Here is a 19,294-nt window from a genome sequence, read left to right on the forward strand (position 1 = left end):
GCGAGGGACCCGGTGCAGGGCCAGATGCGGGCCCAAGCCTTCGCCTTGGCGCGCTGTCTGACAGCGGATGGACCGGCGCGCAGCTATACCTGAGCCCTGCGCCCCAGCGGCTCCACGGTCACAATCGCGCCATGCTGTCTTCGCCCCCCTTGTCCCTCACCCCGCCCCAGTCAACCCGCCCCGGCTGGCCGCGCTGGGTCGTGCTGCTGGTCGCCATGGCCCTCGCGGGCTGCGCGGGCCTGCCCAAGGAGGTGGACCGCCCGGTGTCGGTTGCTCTGGCTGCCCCCGGCGATACCCCGCTGGGGCAGCTCGTCGCAGCACGCAGGGCCGCCGAGGGGGCACGGCATGCCTCAGGGTTTGCACTGCTCAGCGGCCCACAGGCTGCCTACAGCAGCCGCCTGGCCCTGGTCGACTCCGCCCAGAAAACCCTGGACCTGCAGTACTACGCCATCCACGCAGACGCGAGCAGCGAGCGCCTGCTGCTCAGCGTGATGGCCGCAGCCCAGCGTGGTGTGCGGGTGCGCGTGTTGCTGGACGACTTTCACAGCACCGGGCGCGACGCGCAGGTGATGCGGCTGGCGTTCGTGCCCAACATCGAGATGCGCATGTTCAACCCCGTGACGGGTGCCCGGGGGTCGCCCATCGGCCGCATGCTGAGCCTGCTGGGCGACTTCTCGCGCGTGCAGCAGCGCATGCACAACAAGCTGTTCATTGCCGACAACGCCATGGCCGTCACCGGGGGACGCAACCTGGGCGATGCCTACTTCGGCAACGCCGATTCGGGCAACTTTGTCGACCTGGATGTCCTGGCCGCAGGCCCCATCGTGCAGGACCTCTCGCGCAGCTTTGACAGCTACTGGAACAACGAACGCGCCTACCCCGTGCAGTCGCTTATCACCCAGAGCGAACTCGACCACTTGCGCGACAGCATCCGAGTGGCCGACGAAGGGCGGAGGCGCCGTGTCGCAGGCCAGGGTGGCACCACGGCGCCCGACCGCTCACCGCCCGACATGGGGCCCGGCACCACCGCTGCGCAGCGGGCGCGCATCTGGAACTACGAGCCCATGGACCTGGAGCGCACGCCCTTTGTCTGGGCAGCAGCAGCGGTCCTGGTAGACCAGCCCGCCAAGATTCCGGCCGACAGCGCAGCGGCGGGCAGCGTGCCCAATGGGGCCGCCCCTGCAGTGTCCCCAGCGCCACCCAGTCCTGCCGCGAGCACCCCGGCAGGGGTACCCGGCAACCTGAGCAGCCCCAGCAGTCCTAAGGCCGCTGCCGCCGCGCTGGTGTCGGGCTCTCGCAAAGTAGCGGCGGCAGACAGTCCACCGAGCCCCCTGCCCCGCGCCGGCACGGAGACCAACGAGGCTCAGACCGATACGGTGGTGGATGGCCTTCTGCAGCTCATGGCCCAGGCGCGGCGCGACCTGCTCATCATCTCGCCCTACTTCGTGCCCGGGCCGGACATGGAGGCCGCCTTCGCCGCTGCGCGCGCACGCGGCGTGCGGGTGCGGGTGCTGACCAACTCGCTGGCCTCCAACGACGCGCCCATTGCACACGCCGGCTACGCTCGCCACCGGCCGCAGCTGCTGGCCATGGGGGTGGAGCTGTACGAGATGCACAGCGAGTTGCCCGGCGTGCTGCGGGGGGCGCTGGGCGTGTCGGGCAGCATGGGCAACCACAGCGCGGGCGTCGTGGGTTCGCAAGGCGGATCGCGCGCCATGCTGCACTCCAAGCTGCTGATCGTGGACGGCCGCTTGCTGGCGGTGGGGTCAATGAATCTGGACATGCGTTCACAGCGGCAGAACACCGAGGTGGCGCTGCTGATTCGCAGCACGGAGCTGTCCCGCCGGGCCACCACGCAGATTGACACGGCACTGAAAGAATCCGCCTGGCAGGTGCAGACCACCGACCAGGGCCTGCGCTGGCGCGCCCCCGAGGGCAGCGGGCTGCCCGACGCCACCACCGAGCCCGACGCCAGCGCCCCCCTGCGGCTGATGCTGCAGCTGCTGGGACCGCTGGCCCCGGACCACTTGCTGTAGCCGGTTTAAGCCCCTTGGGCGCAGCCCGCTCGGGCCTGCAGCTCTGCCACCCACACGGTGATGGCCCGCTGGTCCGTCATGGTGCGCACATGCTGGTAGGCCACCTCTGCCTCGGCAAACCGGCGGCGCAGCAGGTTGAGCCATTGCTTGAGACGCCCTGCGCGCTGGCGCGGCTCCAGGTCGTCACACACCAGCTGCCAAAAGGCGGCCAGGTGTGGCACCAGATCGGCCCACACCACGGTGTCCGAGTCCGGACGCCCTGCATCGGCCGCCCGAATGGCGCGTGCCAGGCCGGGGTCCGCCACAATGCCGCGCCCGAGCATCAGCGCGTCGCAGCCTGACACCTCGCGGCAGCGCTGCGCGTCGGCCACCGTCCAGATCTCGCCATTGGCCACCACCGGAATGGAGACCGCCGCGCGGATGGTGGGGATGTGTTCCCAATACGCCGGCGGGCGGTAGCCGTCGGCCTTGGTGCGCGCGTGCACCACCAACTCAGCCGCGCCGCCCGCCTGCATGGCCTGGGCACATTCGCGCATCAACCCCGTATCGTTAAAGCCCAGGCGCATCTTGGCCGACACCGGCAGATGCGCGGGCACGGCACGGCGCACGGCCCCCACCACAGCCGCGATGCGCTCGGGCTCCTGCAACAGCGCAGCGCCACCACCATGGCGGTTGACCACCTTGGCCGGGCAGCCAAAGTTCAGGTCGATACCCTCCGGGCCCAGTGCTGCCAGGCGCGCCGCGTTCTCGGCCATGCTGACCGGGTCGGAGCCCAGCAACTGCGCCCGCACGGGCACACCGGCCAGGGTGCGGCTGCCATTGCGCAGCTCAGGCACGTAGCGCAGGAACACCTTGTCGGGCAGCAGGGTGCCGGTGATGCGGATGAACTCGGACACGCAGCGGTCCACGCCCCCCACGCGGGTCAGCACATCACGCAGCACAAAATCCAGAAGCCCCTCCATCGGGGCGAGCAGCAAGGTCATCTCAGGGGGCTGCTGGCTCGATGGGCCCTCTCGGAAAGAGGGCCTCCACAGGCACTCAGCAGCAAAAATCAAACAAAAACAGCTCCAAGCGCTAGTGCAATATGCGCTGGCAGCTATCAAATAAGGAGCAAATGTACGGACACGTGGCGCCCAACGCAGCGCCGGTCCGCCCGTGATTGTGATGCAGGACACCCAAGGGGTCATCACGGCGTCACGCCCGGCTGGTGCAATGCCCGCCTCAGACTGCCACGGAGCCACCCATGCTGCTGCAAAAAACCGAGAAAGCCCGCCTGGAACTCTCGCCCGGTGTGCGCACCCTCAGCCTGCGCGAACGCTCTTTGCTGTTGCTGGCCGACGGCAAGCCGCTGTCAGACCTGCAAGCCATGTACAACGGCATCGGCGCGCAGATCGTCGAGAACCTGATGCGCCAGGGCTACCTGACCGGGCCGGCAGACCTGCCGCCCCCCCCAGAGCCCACCACACCCACATCCACACCGTCCATCGAGCGCCCCGCACCCGGAGAATCATTGCGATCACTGGCCGGGGCCCGCATGTACCTGTTTGACACCTGCGAGCGCCTGTTTGCGCGCCGCGACCCGGTGCTGGCGCAGCACTTTCGCGAGGCGCTGCGCGCCGCCAAGGACCGCACCAGCATGCTGGATGTGGGCGAGGCCATGTTCGAGGAAGTCGCACTCGCAGCAGGTGCCGAACGCGCCGCCAGCCTGCGCGAGCGGCTGGACCAGTTGCTGCCCGCCAGCCCGGTGGCTGAAAGCTTTGCCGCTACGCAGCCTGCGCTGCTGGATTGAGCCGTTCAGTGCGGATTCAGGCCGCAGCCAGCCGCCACAGGGACGTGACCTCGGCCGCACGCGCAGCGTGCAGCGCATCCTGCGCGTCGGCGGCCTTGGCGTGCACCGGCTTGACATCGTGGCGACCACGCACCACCAGGCCCGCCTCGGCAATCCACGCCAGCAGTTGCTCGCGCGGGCGCAGGCCCAGGTGTTCTGCCAGGTCCGACAGGATCAACCAGCCCTCGCCGCCGGGCTCCAGGTGGGCCGACAAACCTGCCAGAAAGCCCTTGAGCATGCGGCTGCCTTCGTCGTACACGGCGTGTTCGATGGGGGAGTTGGCGCGCGCTGGCACCCAGGGAGGGTTACACACCACGAGCGGCGCACGGCCCGGTGGAAACAGGTCTACTTGCTGCAGCTCCACACGGTCCAGCAGCTGCAGCCGTTGCAGGTTGTCGCACGCACAGGCCAGCGCGCGCGGGTCCTGGTCGGTTGCGACCACACGCTGCACACCCCGGCGTGCCAATACGGCAGACAACACCCCCGTGCCCACGCCAATGTCGAACGCCAGCACTTTGCTAGGCAGTGGGGCTGCGGCCACCAAGCCCACGTATTCGCCCCGCACCGGCGAGAACACCCCATAGTGCGGGTGGATGCGGTTGAGCGGCGGGGCACCCAGCGCAGGGATTTCGACCCCTTTCTTGCGCCACTCGTGCGCGCCCACCAGCCCCAGCAGCTCACGCAGCGTGGCTACCGAGCGCTCGCCGGTCGCTGGCCCCCAGGCCTCGGTGCAGGCCTGGCGCCAGTCCGGGGCGCGGCGCAGCGCAATGCTGTAGTCGCCTTCGAGCGGGATCAGCACCGACGCCAGCACCCGCGCGCGCTGCGCCTGCGCCTGGCGGTGCAGGTGAAACGCCTCGGCCGGGGTCGCCGCCGCGAGCTTCTGGGACGCTTTTGCCGCCGCCTTGCGCGGCTTCTTGTCAGCCCGGCGCATCAGCGCCTGCAGCAGGTGCCGCGCGTTCTGAAAATCGCCCTGCCACAACAACCCCGTGCCCTCGCAGGCCATGCGGTAAGCGGTATCGGCGGCCAACGTGTCGTCGGCCGTCTCCACCCTGCGCGGCGCCGCAGCGCCACTCTCGGAGCGCCACAGGGCTTGCTCGGGCTGGCCCTGGTGGGTCCAGTGGATGGTGGAAGGAGTTGTGGGCATCAGCGTCTGACAGTGCCGCGCACAGTCCGAAGGGTTGGAAAGGGGCGCGGCGACGCGGCGGGGTGTCGTGGCACCTTATGCGTTGATCGGGCGCTTCAGGCGGACTTCTTCAATCTTTACGCCACCGATCACGGCCGTCTTGGCTGTGGAAAGCTCGCGCTTGAAGCCGGCCAGCTCGTGAAAGCGCAGGGCGCGCTCGTTGCGCAACGGCACCCAGGCGGTGACGTTGGTGCAGCCTTCTTCTTGCAGGCCGTCGCGGGCGGCGTCCCACAGGGCCAGGCCTACGCCCTGGTTCCAATGCGTGGGGGCGGCGTAGATGGCCCAGATCTCACCGGTGGTGGGGCGGGACTTTTCATCGCGCGAGCGGTCGTAGCCGACAAAGCCGACGATCTTCTCGCCGTCGACCGCCACCTGGACCTGGGGCTCGCAATATTCAATGGCCTCGCGCCAGTAGGCCTGGCGCTTTTCGACCGAAGACATGGATTTCAACTGCTCGTCTGGCACCAGTCCTTTGTAAGCCTCTTGGGCAGAGACAGTGTGGATCTGGGCAATGGCTTTGGCATCGCGAAGCGTAGCGGGACGAACCTGGATACTTGACATGAAAAAACCGAACGAAAACGGGGAATGAAAAAACAAAAGGACCGGCATTGTCGCCGCAAACGGTTTTTCCACCCTGACAGGCGGTTAGTACGGCGCTGAAGGCCATGCTTTCCCACCCCGCTTTTCGCCCCATTCAGCCCCTCCCAACGAGGGCCCTGGCAACGCCCTCAGGCCATGGCCAGGGCGCCCGACAGGGCGCTGCCCGCGGCGGCAGTGGCCGCAGCCGCAGCCGCGCGTTGCACCATCGCGCGTTTGTTGCGTGGGCGGGGCACATGCACGGCGGGCGGGGCCCCATTGATGGCCGCCAGGCTGAGCACCAGGGTGACGGTGCGCGAGCCACCGTCGCGGTCCTCGCTGGCATAGGCACGGTAGCTGCCGTTGCCCTGGCCGTGGCTGCGCTGCACCGTGTGGAATGCCACCCGGGCGCCCGTCACACGGTGCCCGCCGAAGGGCAGCACCCGCAGGCGTGCATCGCGGTCCAGCGCCAAGCCCAGATTGCCGGGGCGATTGATGAGGTCGGTGCGGATGGCGCGCCAGGTCTGCCCCGCATCGGCCGAGAATTGCCACGTGCCCGCCTGGGCGTCGAGGTGCTCGATCACCACACCTGCGGCGGCCAGCATGTCGGGGCAATGCTCCTGCACGATGTGGGCCACGCTGTTGCCCCCCAGGCCTGTGCCAGCGTCGGCGGCCGGTCGTCGTTCGCTGCGGTGCAGGCCTGCTTCGGAGGTGCCGGCGCCATGGGTGTGTGCATTGATCGTCATGGGAACCCTTTGAAAACGGAATGTGGTTACGAAGGTTTGCGCATTGGTGCGCACCCAAAGTGCTTTTCAATGCTTGACGGAAAGTCTAGAAAGTGCACATAGAGGCGTCCATCGCACAAATGGACTAGCCCGCAACACCCGGTTGTGCGCAATACTTGCCTGTATGACTGCCCGTCTTTTGCTCGTGGATGACCACACCTTGTTCCGCACGGGGCTGCGCCTGATCGTGCAAGACCATCCCAGCGTGGGCAGCATTGCCGAGGCCGGCTCGATCGCCGATGCTTGCGCACTGCAGCAGGCCGACACGGATCTGGTGCTGCTGGACATCCAGTTGCCAGGCATGAGCGGACTGGACGGGCTGCGGCTGCTGCGGCAGGCCTGCCCCAAGGCGCGCATCGTGCTGGTGTCCGCCAGCGTGGCGCCCGATGCGATTCACGAAGCGCGTGCGCGTGGTGCAGATGGCTTTCTGCCCAAGTCTGCAAGCGCCGAGGACATCCTGGAGGCCATCAGCTGTGCGCTGTCTGGCCAGCCGTGTTTTCCGATCAACAGCGGCAACAGCGCCACGGTGCGCGGACCCGACACGCCGTCGCTCACGGCGCGGCAGCTGGATGTGCTGTCGCTGCTGTGCACCGGCCGGCCCAACAAGGTGATCGCCCGCGACCTGGGGCTGAGCGAGAACACGGTGCGTGTGCATGTGGCGGCCATCTTTGCGCAACTGGGCGTCAACAGCCGCAGCGCTGCGCTGCTGGCGGCCCAGCGCCTGGGTCTGTCCACCCCGCAGCTCCATGACCCCCTCTGAGACCAGTCCGCAGACCCTCGAACCGGTGATTCCGCCCACGCGCTGGGGCTGGCCGGTGTGGGAGCGCGACGAGGTGCTGCGCGAACAGGTGGCCCTGCTGCGGCAGAACTTTCCGATGACGCTTCTGGCGTCGCTGGCTACGGCCCTGGGCACGCTCTGGGTCATGGCCCGGGTGGCAGACACACAGGCCATCACGGTGTGGCTGGTCTCGCACACGCTGGTGGTGGCTGGGGTGTACCTCACGCTGCGCAGCATTGCACCCTTTGTAGACCCGGCGCCGCAGGCTGCGCGCAAGCTCATCGCCTGCATGGCGGCCATGGGCCTGAGCTGGGGCAGCCTGGGCTACGTGGTGCTGTACTGGGGCAACTCCGACAGCGTCATCTACGCCATCGGCATCATCAGCACGGTCTCTTCAGGGGCGCTAGGGCTGGGCGCACCGCTGTACCGCGCCTACGTCACCTACCTCACCAGCGCCATCGGCGGTGTGATGATGTCGGTGGCACTGGCCGGGGGGCCCGTGATGTGGCCTGCGCTGTTCCTCACGGGGGTGTACTACGCGCTGACCTGCCTGCAGGCACGCACGGCCGACCGGGCCACGCGGCGCAGCATTGCGCTCAAGCTGGAAAACGAGCGCCTGGTCAACCAGCTGCGGGCCGAGTCGCAGCGGGCCCTGGCGGCGCAAGAGGCCGCCGAACAGGCCGATCGCGACAAATCCCGCTTTCTGGCAGCGGCCAGCCATGACCTGCGTCAGCCCTTGCATGCCATGGGCCTGTTTCTGGAATCACTGCACCGCAGCCCGCTCAACGACCACCAGCGCACCGTGCTCAAGCACGCCCATGCCGCGTCAGGCGCTGCCGCTGAGATGCTCACCACTTTGCTCGACTACTCCCGGCTGGAAGCGGGCGTGGTCAAGGTACGGCCGGCCGCTTTTGCGGTGCAGCCCCTGCTCACCGCGCTGGAGCAGGAGTTTGGCGTGCAGGCCGACACGGCCGGGCTGGTGTATCGCACCCGGGAGACCTCAGCCGCTGCGTTTGCCGACCGCTCTCTGGTCGGCCTGGTGATGCACAACTTCATCTCCAACGCCCTGCGCTATACCGCCCACGGCGGTGTGCTGATCGCCTGCCGCACGCGCGGCAAACGGCTGGCGCTGGAGGTGTGGGACACCGGAGCCGGCATCCCCGAGCACCAGTGGGAAAACATCTTCAAGGAGTTCCACCAGCTCGGCAACCCAGAGCGCGACCGCCGCAAGGGGCTGGGCCTGGGACTTGCCATCGTGCAGCGCCTGGCGCGTGAAATGCGCACGTCTGTGGAGTTGCGCTCGCAGCCTGGCAAAGGATCGGTCTTCAGGCTGTGGCTGGACCGCTGGCAGGGTGCGCTGGAAGACGATGCCACCACACCCCAGGACGGCCGCAGCCTGATGGGCCTGAAGGTGCTGGCCATAGACGATGACGAGGCCGTGCGCCTGGGCATGCAGTCATTGCTGCAAAGCTGGGGCTGTCAGTGCATGACCGCAGAATCCAGCGCGGATGCCCTGGAAGTCCTGGAGGACGTGACGCCTGACATCATCATCACCGACTTCCGCCTGCGCCATGAAGAAACCGGCAAACAGGTGCTGCAGGCGCTGCGTGCCTACCTGGGAACCAACGTGCCCGCGATCATCATGACGGGTGACACCTCGCCCCAGCGCCTGCGGGACGCTCAGTCCACCTCCGCGTTGCTGCTGCACAAGCCGGTTTCCACCGGCCAGCTGCGCGATGCGATGGTGCAGCTCATCACCCAGCCGCCGCTCCCTGCGGCCATGGTGGACGACGAACCGGAAGACAGTCAGACAACACCCGGACAACTCACACAAGCCACTACAACCAGCGGCGCAGCAGCCCCATGACCTGATCGAACTTGGCGCCATAGGGCGGATAGAACAGCGAGCCCATGGCCCAGCGCGACTGCACCAGCACCGACTTCTGGTGGCAAAAGCGCAGGAATCCCTGCTCGCCGTGGTAGGCGCCCCAGCCACTGTCGCCCACGCCGCCAAACGGCAGGTTGTCGTGCGCAATGTGCATCAGCGTGTCGTTCACCGTCACACCGCCGCTGACGGTACGGCGCAGCACATCGTCGCGCACGGCCTCGCTCTGGCCAAACCAGTACAGCGCCAGCGGGCGGGGCCCGCTATTGATGTGGGCGATGGCGTCGTCCAGCCGCTCGTACGAGATCACCGGCAGGATGGGGCCGAATATCTCTTCCTGCATGAGCTGCATCTGCGACGTGGCGCCAAACACCAGTGTGGGCAGCATCTGGCGGCTGGCACCGTCACCCAGCGTACCTACCGTGGGAGCCACCTGCTTGCCATCGGTAGGGTCAATGGTGTGCACCTCTGCCCCTTGTGTTTGCGCCTGCTGCAGCATCGTGCGCAGGCGGGCATGGTGGCGTGGCGTGATGATGGAGGCGTAGTCGGCGTTGCCCTCGATGGTGGGAAACAGGCGCACCACCGCAGCCCGGTAAGCCTGTGCAAATTCGCCCTCACGGCCCCGCGGCAACAGCACGTAGTCGGGAGCGATGCAGGTCTGCCCTGCGTTGAGCAGCTTGCCGTGTGCAATCTTGAGTGCTGCGTCCTGCATGTCGCAATGGCCGTCGATGATGCAGGGCGACTTGCCCCCCAGTTCCAGCGTGGTGGGCGTCAGGTTCTGCGCCGCTGCCTGCGCCACCTTGCGGCCCACCGCCGTGGAGCCCGTGAACACCAAGTGATCGAAAGGCAACGAGGCGAACAAGGCGGACAGGTTGGCATCACCCTGGACCACACAGAATTCGTCGGGAGCGAAAAACTGCGCCACCAGCAGCGCTAGCTGGGCCGATGTGTGGGGTGTCAGCTCACTGGGCTTGAGCATCACGCGGTTGCCTGCCGCCAGTGCCGTGATGGCGGGCGCCAAGGCCAGTTGCACCGGGTAGTTCCACGGCGCAATCACGCCCACCACCCCCATGGGCTGGCGCTGGATGAAGGCGTGGGCCGGCTGCAGGTAAATCGGCGTGTGTACCTTGCGAGGCTTGACCCACTTGGCCAAGTGGCGCAGCGTGTGCGACAGCAGGGTGCGCAACACAAAGAAGTCGGCCACCTCCGTGAGGCGGGGGGACCGCATGCCAAAGTCGGCCTGCACGGCCGCCGCCAGCACAGGCCCATTCTCATCGAGCAGTTTGCGAAGGCGCAGCAATCGCTCCCGGCGCACGAGCAGCGGCACATCCACATGCGCACGGCTGGCCTGGAACTGAAGATCGAAATGGGCGCGGATATCGGTGGGTGTCATGGTCGGATGATAGGAGACACCCAGATGGGCACGTCACAAAAAGGCATGCGCGTTAGGGTTGATGCCCGTTGGCTTGCGCCCGTGCCATGGGCCCTGACGAAAGGAAGCTGGTTGCCACCGTAGTGCAGCGGCCGCCACCACCCTATCAACGCACTTCGCGCGCTTCCACGTCTGTGACCTGCGCCGACCCTGGCAGGATGCCACCCCGGCGCGACGCTGCAGCGTCCTCACCGGTAGCTTCCGGCGCCCTGCTGCCACGGCGGCCCGCAGACCACCGCTCCGTGGACCGAAAGACTTTGCTGAAGCCTGTGCGCGGGTCCACACCCATCACCCACGGCGTCACTGGCCGACCGGTCAGGCGGGCCCAACCTGCACGCAGCACCCACACCAGCGCCAGCAACATGGCCGCGACCAGAAGGCTGGCAAACAAGACCAGCCCCATGGCAATCACGATCACACGCAGCAGCAGGCTGACGACACCCGCAACAAAATCATTCAAACGACACCTCTCCTTCACAACTTGGGATGCGATTGCGGTGCCGAATCACACCGCAATCGCATACCGACACCGCATCACTCTTGCGGAGCCACTCCGAACTGGAACACACCAGGCTCCAGCACAGGGTTCACGGTGACCGGAATCACACTCTTGGGCGCGAATCGCCCTTCTAGCAACAGCTTGGACAGCGGGTTCTCGATGCGCTGCTGAATCGCCCGCTTGAGCGGCCGCGCACCAAACACCGGGTCAAAACCCACCTTGGCCAATTCTGCCAAGGCAGCGTCGGACACCTGCAATTCCAAATCCATCTTGGCCAACCGGGATTGCAGCAACTGCAGCTGGATCTTGGCGATGGACGCAATGTGCTGTGCATCCAGCGCGTGGAACACCACCGTCTCATCAATGCGGTTCAGGAACTCCGGCCGGAAGTGGTTTTTGAGTTCGCCCCACACTGCTTCTTTGATGTCGTCCGAGTCCTGTCCCACCATGGCCTGGATCAGGTGCGAGCCGATGTTGCTGGTCATCACGATCACCGTGTTCTTGAAGTCCACGGTGCGGCCCTGGCCATCCGTCAGGCGGCCGTCGTCCAGCACCTGCAGCAGCACGTTGAACACATCGGGGTGGGCCTTTTCCACCTCGTCGAGCAGCAGCACGCTGTAGGGCTTGCGACGCACCGCTTCGGTCAGATAGCCGCCCTCCTCGTAACCCACGTAGCCGGGTGGTGCGCCGATCAGGCGGGCCACCGAATGCTTCTCCATGAACTCGCTCATGTCGATGCGGATCAGGTGATCCTCGCTGTCGAACAAGAAGCCGGCCAATGCCTTGCACAGCTCGGTCTTACCCACGCCCGTGGGGCCCAGAAACAGGAACGAGCCTGTGGGACGGTTGGGATCGCTCAGGCCCGAGCGCGAACGACGGATGGCGTTGGCCACCGCAGCAATCGCCTCGTTTTGCCCCACCACACGTTCGTGCAGCTTGGCTTCCATCTGCAAGAGCTTGTCCTTCTCGCCCTGCATCATCTTGGCGACCGGAATGCCCGTGGCACGGCTCACCACCTCAGCGATTTCTTCGGCGCCCACCTGCGTGCGCAACAGGCGGCGCGCGGCGGGCGCACCGTCCTTGCCGGCCTCTTGCGCCTGGGCTTCGTTGAGCTGATTTTCCAACTCGGGCAGCTTGCCGTATTGCAGCTCTGCCACCTTGTTGAAGTCGCCCTTGCGGGTGAACTCTTCGATCTGGAACTTGAGCTTGTCGATCGCCTCGCGCACATGCGCACTGCCCTGTGCCTGGGCTTTTTCGGACTGCCAGATCTCGTCGTAATCGGCGATTTCCTTTTGCAGCCGGGTGATCTCTTCCTCGATCAGCGCAAAGCGCTTTTGAGAGGACTCGTCTTTTTCCTTGCGGACGGCTTCGCGCTCGATCTGCAATTGGATCAGGCGGCGGTCGAGCTTGTCCATCACCTCAGGCTTGGAGTCCATCTCGATCTTGATCTTGGAGGCAGCCTCGTCGATCAAATCGATCGCCTTGTCCGGCAAGAAGCGATCCGTGATGTAGCGATTGCTCAGCTCGGCCGCTGCGACGATTGCCGGGTCGGTGATGTCCACGCCATGGTGCACCTCGTACTTCTCCTGCAGGCCGCGCAGGATGGCAATGGTCGCCTCGACGGTGGGTTCGCCCACGAGGATTTTCTGGAAGCGACGCTCCAGCGCCGCGTCCTTTTCGATGTACTTGCGATATTCGTCGAGGGTGGTGGCCCCCACGCAGTGCAGCTCGCCACGCGCCAGCGCGGGCTTGAGCATGTTGCCCGCATCCATCGCGCCCTCGCCCTTGCCGGCGCCCACCATGGTGTGCAACTCATCGATAAAGACAATGGTCTGGCCTTCATCCTTGGCCAGCTCGTTGAGGACACTTTTCAGGCGCTCTTCAAACTCGCCACGGTACTTGGCACCGGCGAGGAGCGCCGCCATGTCGAGACTGAGCACGCGCTTGTTCTTCAGGCTCTCGGGCACCTCGCCCGCCACGATGCGCTGGGCCAAGCCCTCAACGATAGCGGTCTTGCCCACACCGGGCTCACCGATCAGCACGGGGTTGTTCTTGGTACGCCGCTGCAGCACCTGAATGGCGCGACGGATCTCGTCGTCACGGCCAATCACCGGGTCGAGTTTGCCCAGGCGAGCGCGTTCGGTGAGGTCCAGGCAGTACTTGGCCAAGGCGCCACGCTGCCCCTCCGCCTCGGCGCTGTCCATCTTCTGGCCGCCGCGCACGGCTTCAATCGCAGCCTCCAGGCTCTTGCGCGTGAGGCCGTTGTCCTTGGCAATCTTGGCAGCCTCGCCCTTGCTGTCGATCACAGCCAGCAGAAACAGCTCACTGGCGATGAACTGGTCACCGCGCTTGATGGCTTCTTTTTCAGTGGCTTGCAGCACACGGCCCAACTCGGGCCCGCCCTGTACTTGGTCGTTGCCTTGCACCTGAGGCAGCCGTTTGACGGCGACCTCAGCCGCTGCCAGCAGCCCGGGCACATTGGCGCCTGCACGTTGCAGCAATGCCTTGGGGCCGTCATCCTGCTGCAGCATGGCCTGCAGCACATGCACGGGCTCGATGTAGGCGTGGTCGTTACCCAGCGCAATGCTCTGGGCGTCGCTCAGAGCTTCTTGAAACTTGGTGGTGAATTTGTCGAGACGCATGGTCTAAGTCCTCCGAATTGCACTGAACATGAGGTAAGGGTGCCTGATTTCAAGGCAGTGCAAAGGGGACAAATTGACATCCCTCAATAAAGCACCTCAGTTGAATCGAAATTCCATATCTGCTGAATCGCCCCAGGCTGAATTTGACTCCATTTAGTCTCAAGCCTGATGCCACAACAGGAGATAAAAGTATATGCAAGTAGATAAATCAAAATGCAAACAGATACCAAAACATACCAGGAATTGTCATGAAAAAATGGCCATATCCTGGAAAATTCAAGATCGAAGCAGACAAGCACATGACGGACCGAGGCCACCAAGTGGCCGATGTGTCCACTGGAATAGGCGCAAGCCAGCAAAGCCTGTACAAGTGGATTAAGGTCTATGCGGCGGGCATCTCCCTGATGGACACCCGCTCTCGCGGGGCCCAGCGCCTGATGACACTCGGTGTTGCCACGTCTATCACTCTTGGTCTCCTGCTGCTCAGCAAAGCAGCAAGCTTAGGTTAGTACGCGCGTCAGGTTTGGATGGAAATCCCGGAGGTTAGTGGGTCACTTCTGCGCGGAAATCAACAGTCTCGGCCAAAGCGTTGTCGTAGCAGTCGCCCCTGACGCCCATGGACGGCTTGATGCCGACCTCAGCCAGCCGTTCCGTGCAGCGAATACTGACGTACTGGGCACCCTGTCGGAGCGACAAATTAGACTGCCGTCGCGTTTGGGCTATCTGGCGTACAGGGCCTGCTCCAGGACATCGAGCACGAAGTCAGTGCGCATTGAGCTGCTCACGCGCCAACCGACGATGCGACGGGAAAACACGTCAACAACCAAGGCCACGTACAGCCAGCCCTACCAAGTCGAGGCATAGGTGAATTCGCTGACCCGTAGCTGGTTCGGCCGCTCAGCGCGGAGCTGCCGGCTGACCGGGTCCAGCGGGCATGGCGCCTTGGCGTCACCGACAGTCGTGCGCACGACCTTGCCACACATCACGCCGCACAGCCCCAGCTTGCACACCAAGCGCTCGACCGTACAGCGAGCCACGCTCACGCCTTCGCGCCCCAGCGCCACACCTTGTCAGCGCCGTAGACTCGCATATTGGCCCTCCAAACGCGTTGAATCTGCGGCATCAACTTCTGATCACACAGAGCCCACTCACAGCACCTGCGGGGCTCGCGCAGCAGCGCAGCATGCCTTCGACAAGCCGACGGGGCAATCTGCAAGACCTTGCAGAGCGGCTCGACCCCGAAAATATCGCGACGCTTGTCAATGAAGTTCTTCAGGACTTGAGCCTGCGGTCGAGCTCCGCCTGGGCGAAAAACGCGCTGGCGAGCTTCAATATCTCGTTGACCCGACGCAGCTCCTTGACCTCGCGCTCCAAGGCCTTGACCCGCTGGGCCTCGCCGGTCGCGACGCGTTCACGCACGCCGGAATCAACCTCCGCGCTTGACCCATTCGCTCAAGCTCTGCGACACACAGCCAATCTTGGGAGCGATGGACTCGATGGCGGCACACAACGACGGGCGCCCCCCCAAGGCGCTCCTGCACCATCCTCACCACCCGCTCACGCACCTCGGGTGAGAACTTGTTCGACTTGCTCATGACTCAATCCTCTCAGAGTGTTGAGCCTCCTCAAACCACAGGCGATTCACCCATGATGATGCGCGAGCTGATGCCTTCAACTACACCGAAATACTATACAACTCAAAGCGCCGTCATTCATCGACGGCGGGAGTATCAGCTATAGAGGTCGAGCAGCTACATTCCCAAAGACCCAAAGGTTTCCAAGAATGCCAAAGCGGTTTTAAGCTTGCTTCCGCCAGCATACTGCGGAGTGCCCCATAGTAAAAACCCGCCCCAGAAACAATACGGGCAAACCGCCGCTACTCTACGGACAGAAGCGGAAATACCGGTAAAAGTTGGTTTCCTTTTGAGATCTGGCCGCAGATTGCCACCGCTTGTCGCGGCGCTCAAACCATCTGTCGCGGGCTTCTTGGCAAGACAATGTTGCCTTTTGTAGGATTCCACTATGCATGCATCGACCTCCAGCCACGCGAACAATAATTCATCGTCGCCGCTCCTACTTGCGGAGCCTAATGGCTTTACCGCCATTGAGCTGCTTGTCGTCGTGGCAATTATTGCTGTTCTTGCAGCGCTGGCTGGTCCCAGTTTCACCCTCTTGATCGAGCGGTGGCGTGTGCGCGACACGGCCGAAGCCCTGACCTCCAGCTTGTATTTAGCCCGCTCAGAAGCCATCAAACGTGGTGGCGGTGTGACCATCGATGCCACGGGCGGCTGGAATACTGGTTGGAAATTGACCCATACCCAAAATGGAGTCAGCACAGACATCAAAGTCAATGCCGCTCCTTCAAGAGTTTCTATCTCCCACAGTAGCGGCAAAACAGCGCTCTACGTAGACCGCTGGGGCATGCTGACAGAAAGCAGCGGAGGTGCAGCCACTGCGATGAGTTTTTTGCTCTACCCTGCAGGCAAATCTCAAACCGATAACGCAGCCATACGGCTTTGCGCCAGCATGGGTGGTCGTATCGTCCAAATGCAGCACGGTGCTGCCTGTCCGACATAACTCGTGGATCCAGCCATGAAGTTTGATAGCTGTTCACAATTACAAAGACCCAGCCACCATGCCGAGGGATTTACTGCCATTGAGTTGATGGTGGTAATTAGCATTCTGGCAGTACTGGCAGGTCTCGTTAGTCCCTCTTTCGCCCTAATGATTGAAAGCTGGCGGGTGCGTAACGCTACTGAGGCGCTCCGCTCATCACTCCAGATGGCTCGCTCTGAAGCTATCAAGCGCGGCGGGCTTGTGGCGATACAAAAGCTGCCAAACAACACCAACGGATGCACGACAGCTACAAGCGCTCGCGACTGGGACTGCGGATGGATCATCTGCTACGACACCAATGGCAACGGAACCTGTAACGCCAGCGAACCTGTGCTTCAACGTGTGGACACGCCTTCCAGGGTGCAAGTCACCCGAACGGGCGGTGGCGCCGCCATCAAGCTAAACCGCTGGGGCCTGGTGGATGGAACGTGGCTTGGCTTTAGTTTGGTTCCCCTAGATAAATCCACCACCCACCCTGGCGCTCGAGGCGTTTGCATGAGTTCGGGTGGACGCGTGCGCACCATTCCCCCAGAGGCCATTCCATGTACCAATTGACATCTATCAATCCTGTCGCATACCGATTCAGCCAGCGCGGCATCAGTCTGATCGAGTCTATGGTTGCCATCGTAGTAATGGCACTCGGAATCTTGGGGATACTGGGCGTTCAGATGCGGACTTTGACAGACACATCCACTACGGTGCGACGCGCCCAAGCCATCCGATTGATTGAGGACCTGAGTGAGCGAATGAAGGTCAGCCCCAATGCATTGCTGACTATCAAAAGCTATGAATCGGGTTACAGCAAAAAGGCTGGCGATCTGACTGCGTCCGACTGCGGTAGTGCGACTTGCACCCCCGTGGAGCAAGCAGCTTATGACTTGAAACAATGGAAAACGACCGTGGAGCAGTCGCTTCCAGGAGGGCAAGCCAGTATTTTTTTGGCCCCTGGAGAAACCGTCGAAGCCAACCGTCGTCAACTGGGAATCATGATTGCGTGGCGTGAGAACGAGCGTGACACTGCTGCCGCTTACAAGGACGATATCGATGCGACCAAATTCCGAGCCACAACAAATGACGGCACCGCAGGCGCGCTGAGTTCTGGAACCGATGCGGCCAATGCCTGTCCCGCCGATAAAACCTGTCACTTGCAATACATCACTGTCGCGGCGCGCTGCGCCCCTTATGACGACGGCAGCGGCACCAAGACGCTTTATTGCTCGTAAAGCAAGCCTCGCATTCTATAAAAACCATAGCTTCTGGCGCTTACCTGACAAGCCCTAACCCATGAAAACCTTTCAAATCCCCCTTCACCAGCGCGGCGTGACACTGATTGAGTTGATGGTCGGCATAGTCATCGGGCTGCTCGTCGTAGCGGTAGCCATGGGAGCATTGATGGTGTCACGAGGAATCTCCGGCTCAGTGAGCGACGCCAGCGGCATACAACAGCAAGGGGCATACGTGATGCGGGTTATCGGTCAGCAGCTGCGCCAAACCGGCTCCCTTTACCTGAACCCAAACCCCACCGGGGGCAGCAACACAGATGTGTTGAGCCCTGTGGCTTTTGAGATCAAAGCAGATGCAGTTAGCGGCGGGAACAGCTTTGCACAAGAAAGCACCCTTGCAGGCGCGAGCGATACGGTGACCACCGGCTTCCGGCGTTACGCGGACAATGTGTTCATGGTCGCCGGGACACCAGCCAGCGGTGCGTCCGCTGCGATATTTGGCACCGATTATCTGGCTCGCAACTGCGTTGGCGCCCCGGGCAATAGCAGTACCGATCAGTTGATCGAGAGTATTTTTACTTTTGACAGCGCCAAAAACGAATTGCAATGCCGAGGCAACAGTGTGATTACGCCCCAGCCCATTGTGCAAAATGTTGCGCAATTCCAGGCCCTCTACGCGGTCCAGACTACCGATGCCGCTGGGTCCAAAGTGCAGTACACCAAAGGAAGCGACATGCCAACGGCCGCAACCGACCCAACGTGGAGACGCGTGCAAGGCATACAAATCTGCTTAGTGCTCTACGGCAGTGAGTCCATTGATATGCCCGCAGGCAGCACTTACACCGACTGCTCAGGCAACAGTGTTGACATAACCACGCTGACAGGTAATCGCAAGAATCGCATGCACCTAGTGTTCCGCAACACCTTCCAGCTGCGCAGCCAAGGGCTGATCTGACGCGCCCCTATAGAACATCGCAAATCAGCCATCATGTCAAGCCCACTGCACCCTGTCGCCTCCTGCCATCCAGTTGCTCAAAATAGCCATAGGCAGCCCGGCAAAGTTATTGCCAGTCGCCAGCGTGGCGTGGCGCTATTCGTGGTCATCGTTTTCGTCATGCTATCCATGCTGCTGGCGCTGTGGGCCTCTCGCACCTCGCTCTTTAATGAAATGGTAGTCGGGAATGACGCAGATTACCAACGAGCGCTAGAAGCGGCGCAAGCGCTACTGCAAGACGCGGAGCTGGACATTCGTGGCGAAATGGCCGATGGCAGCCTATGTGCAGGACCTCCTTGCCGCGGCTACACAAGTGGCGCGATGCAATTCCCGGGTGATACCAATGAAATCAACCCTCTCATCACGTCATTGGAGGGAGAAAGCAAGCGCTGCAAAGATGGACTGTGTGCGCGCCGCGTAGGACGTCAAGACTTCTGGAATTACGCTACAGCCACGACCCCGATCACACCCGCCGCCGACACAACCTTGGGAGAGGTACCGCTGTCGGACCTTACTGCCGTCGGCGCCCGCTACGGCCAATTTACCGGCGCCATTAACAAAACAACTGCAGGTCAACTCAACCCGATACTGACAGAAACTGCAGCAGGCTTGGGAGGCTGGTACTGGATCGAAATCATGCGATACAGCGATGCTGCCAAAAGTGCCAATCTAATTGTCGATACCAGTACCAGCCAATTGCCGCTGAACCTCGACGTTTATGTAGTCTTCCGGATTACCGCTCTCGCAAAAGGGCGCAAGCCCGAGACTGCTGTTGTGTTGCAGGAAACATATGCACGACAACGGACAAAAGATTGAA

At 63.3% G+C, this 19,294-nt stretch carries 17 protein-coding genes, 1 pseudogene and 1 other annotated feature; of the genes and pseudogenes, 10 read left to right on the top strand and 8 right to left on the bottom strand.

Annotated elements, in window-relative coordinates; genetic code table 11:
- Window positions 1–131: 131 nt before the first annotated feature.
- Window positions 132–2,036, top strand: a complete 1,905-nt coding sequence (locus tag ACT531_RS13430; protein ID WP_476017725.1) for a phospholipase D family protein — start codon at window positions 132–134, stop codon at window positions 2,034–2,036.
- A 5-nt stretch (window positions 2,037–2,041) separates the two neighbouring features.
- On the opposite strand, the gene ACT531_RS13435 is transcribed toward ACT531_RS13430, so the two are convergent.
- Window positions 2,042–3,019: a tRNA dihydrouridine synthase gene (locus tag ACT531_RS13435; protein WP_291446831.1), complete on the bottom strand. Its 978-nt coding sequence runs from the start codon at window positions 3,017–3,019 to the stop codon at window positions 2,042–2,044.
- A 260-nt stretch (window positions 3,020–3,279) separates the two neighbouring features.
- On the opposite strand from ACT531_RS13435, the gene ACT531_RS13440 reads away from it, so the two are divergent.
- Entirely contained in the window at window positions 3,280–3,825 is a 546-nt protein-coding gene (locus ACT531_RS13440) for a hypothetical protein (RefSeq protein WP_476017726.1), read from the top strand.
- 16 nt (window positions 3,826–3,841) lie between these two features.
- Here ACT531_RS13440 and ACT531_RS13445 read toward each other — a convergent pair whose 3' ends face one another.
- The 3 genes from ACT531_RS13445 to ACT531_RS13455 all read right to left on the bottom strand — a co-directional run bounded on the left by ACT531_RS13445 (window position 3,842) and on the right by ACT531_RS13455 (window position 6,369).
- Complete coding sequence (locus tag ACT531_RS13445) at window positions 3,842–5,008, bottom strand: methyltransferase (protein WP_476017727.1); 1,167 nt, start codon at window positions 5,006–5,008, stop codon at window positions 3,842–3,844.
- Window positions 5,009–5,083: 75 nt separating this feature from the next.
- Window positions 5,084–5,608, bottom strand: a complete 525-nt coding sequence (locus ACT531_RS13450; RefSeq protein ID WP_015015097.1) for a GNAT family N-acetyltransferase — start codon at window positions 5,606–5,608, stop codon at window positions 5,084–5,086.
- A 167-nt stretch (window positions 5,609–5,775) separates the two neighbouring features.
- Complete coding sequence (locus ACT531_RS13455; protein WP_476017728.1) at window positions 5,776–6,369, bottom strand: hypothetical protein; 594 nt, start codon at window positions 6,367–6,369, stop codon at window positions 5,776–5,778.
- 163 nt (window positions 6,370–6,532) lie between these two features.
- Between ACT531_RS13455 and ACT531_RS13460 the strand changes: the two genes are divergently transcribed.
- Window positions 6,533–7,168, top strand: coding sequence for a response regulator (locus ACT531_RS13460; RefSeq protein WP_060986041.1), 636 nt, complete (start codon window positions 6,533–6,535; stop codon window positions 7,166–7,168).
- On the top strand, window positions 7,155–9,053 hold the full coding sequence (locus ACT531_RS13465) for an ATP-binding response regulator (protein ID WP_476017729.1): 1,899 nt from the start codon (window positions 7,155–7,157) through the stop codon (window positions 9,051–9,053). Before ACT531_RS13460 ends, ACT531_RS13465 begins: the two co-directional genes overlap by 14 nt.
- On the opposite strand, the gene ACT531_RS13470 is transcribed toward ACT531_RS13465, so the two are convergent.
- The 3 genes from ACT531_RS13470 to clpB form a co-directional block, all read right to left on the bottom strand.
- A complete protein-coding gene (locus ACT531_RS13470; protein ID WP_476017730.1) occupies window positions 9,025–10,464 on the bottom strand; it encodes a coniferyl aldehyde dehydrogenase in 1,440 nt (479 codons plus the stop codon). The genes ACT531_RS13465 and ACT531_RS13470 overlap by 29 nt on opposite strands.
- A 145-nt stretch (window positions 10,465–10,609) precedes the next feature.
- A complete protein-coding gene (locus tag ACT531_RS13475; protein ID WP_295941063.1) occupies window positions 10,610–10,963 on the bottom strand; it encodes a hypothetical protein in 354 nt (117 codons plus the stop codon).
- Between the two features lie 74 nt (window positions 10,964–11,037).
- Entirely contained in the window at window positions 11,038–13,644 is a 2,607-nt protein-coding gene (gene clpB, locus ACT531_RS13480) for an ATP-dependent chaperone ClpB (protein ID WP_476017731.1), read from the bottom strand.
- 248 nt (window positions 13,645–13,892) lie between these two features.
- Between clpB and ACT531_RS13485 the strand changes: the two genes are divergently transcribed.
- Window positions 13,893–14,153, top strand: coding sequence for a transposase (locus tag ACT531_RS13485; protein ID WP_476017732.1), 261 nt, complete (start codon window positions 13,893–13,895; stop codon window positions 14,151–14,153).
- A 37-nt stretch (window positions 14,154–14,190) separates the two neighbouring features.
- Here ACT531_RS13485 and ACT531_RS13490 read toward each other — a convergent pair.
- Window positions 14,191–15,239 (bottom strand): annotated as a pseudogene (locus ACT531_RS13490) (IS3 family transposase); the annotation flags it as partial.
- Window positions 14,846–14,962, bottom strand: a sequence feature (AL1L pseudoknot). Its footprint overlaps the pseudogene before it by 117 nt.
- Before the next feature lie 427 nt (window positions 15,240–15,666).
- On the opposite strand from ACT531_RS13490, the gene ACT531_RS13495 reads away from it, so the two are divergent.
- From ACT531_RS13495 to ACT531_RS13515, 5 genes are all read left to right on the top strand, one after another.
- Window positions 15,667–16,221, top strand: coding sequence for a GspH/FimT family pseudopilin (locus tag ACT531_RS13495; RefSeq protein ID WP_476017733.1), 555 nt, complete (start codon window positions 15,667–15,669; stop codon window positions 16,219–16,221).
- Between the two features lie 15 nt (window positions 16,222–16,236).
- Window positions 16,237–16,815, top strand: coding sequence for a GspH/FimT family pseudopilin (locus ACT531_RS13500; RefSeq protein ID WP_476017734.1), 579 nt, complete (start codon window positions 16,237–16,239; stop codon window positions 16,813–16,815).
- Entirely contained in the window at window positions 16,803–17,483 is a 681-nt protein-coding gene (gene pilV, locus ACT531_RS13505; RefSeq protein ID WP_476017735.1) for a type IV pilus modification protein PilV, read from the top strand. Before ACT531_RS13500 ends, pilV begins: the two co-directional genes overlap by 13 nt.
- 61 nt (window positions 17,484–17,544) lie before the next feature.
- Window positions 17,545–18,438, top strand: coding sequence for a PilW family protein (locus ACT531_RS13510; protein WP_476017736.1), 894 nt, complete (start codon window positions 17,545–17,547; stop codon window positions 18,436–18,438).
- A gap of 33 nt (window positions 18,439–18,471) precedes the next feature.
- Window positions 18,472–19,293, top strand: a complete 822-nt coding sequence (locus ACT531_RS13515) for a pilus assembly PilX family protein (RefSeq protein ID WP_476017737.1) — start codon at window positions 18,472–18,474, stop codon at window positions 19,291–19,293.
- Window position 19,294 lies beyond the last annotated feature (1 nt).

It is taken from the genome of Acidovorax sp. DMC1, from assembly GCF_056314325.1.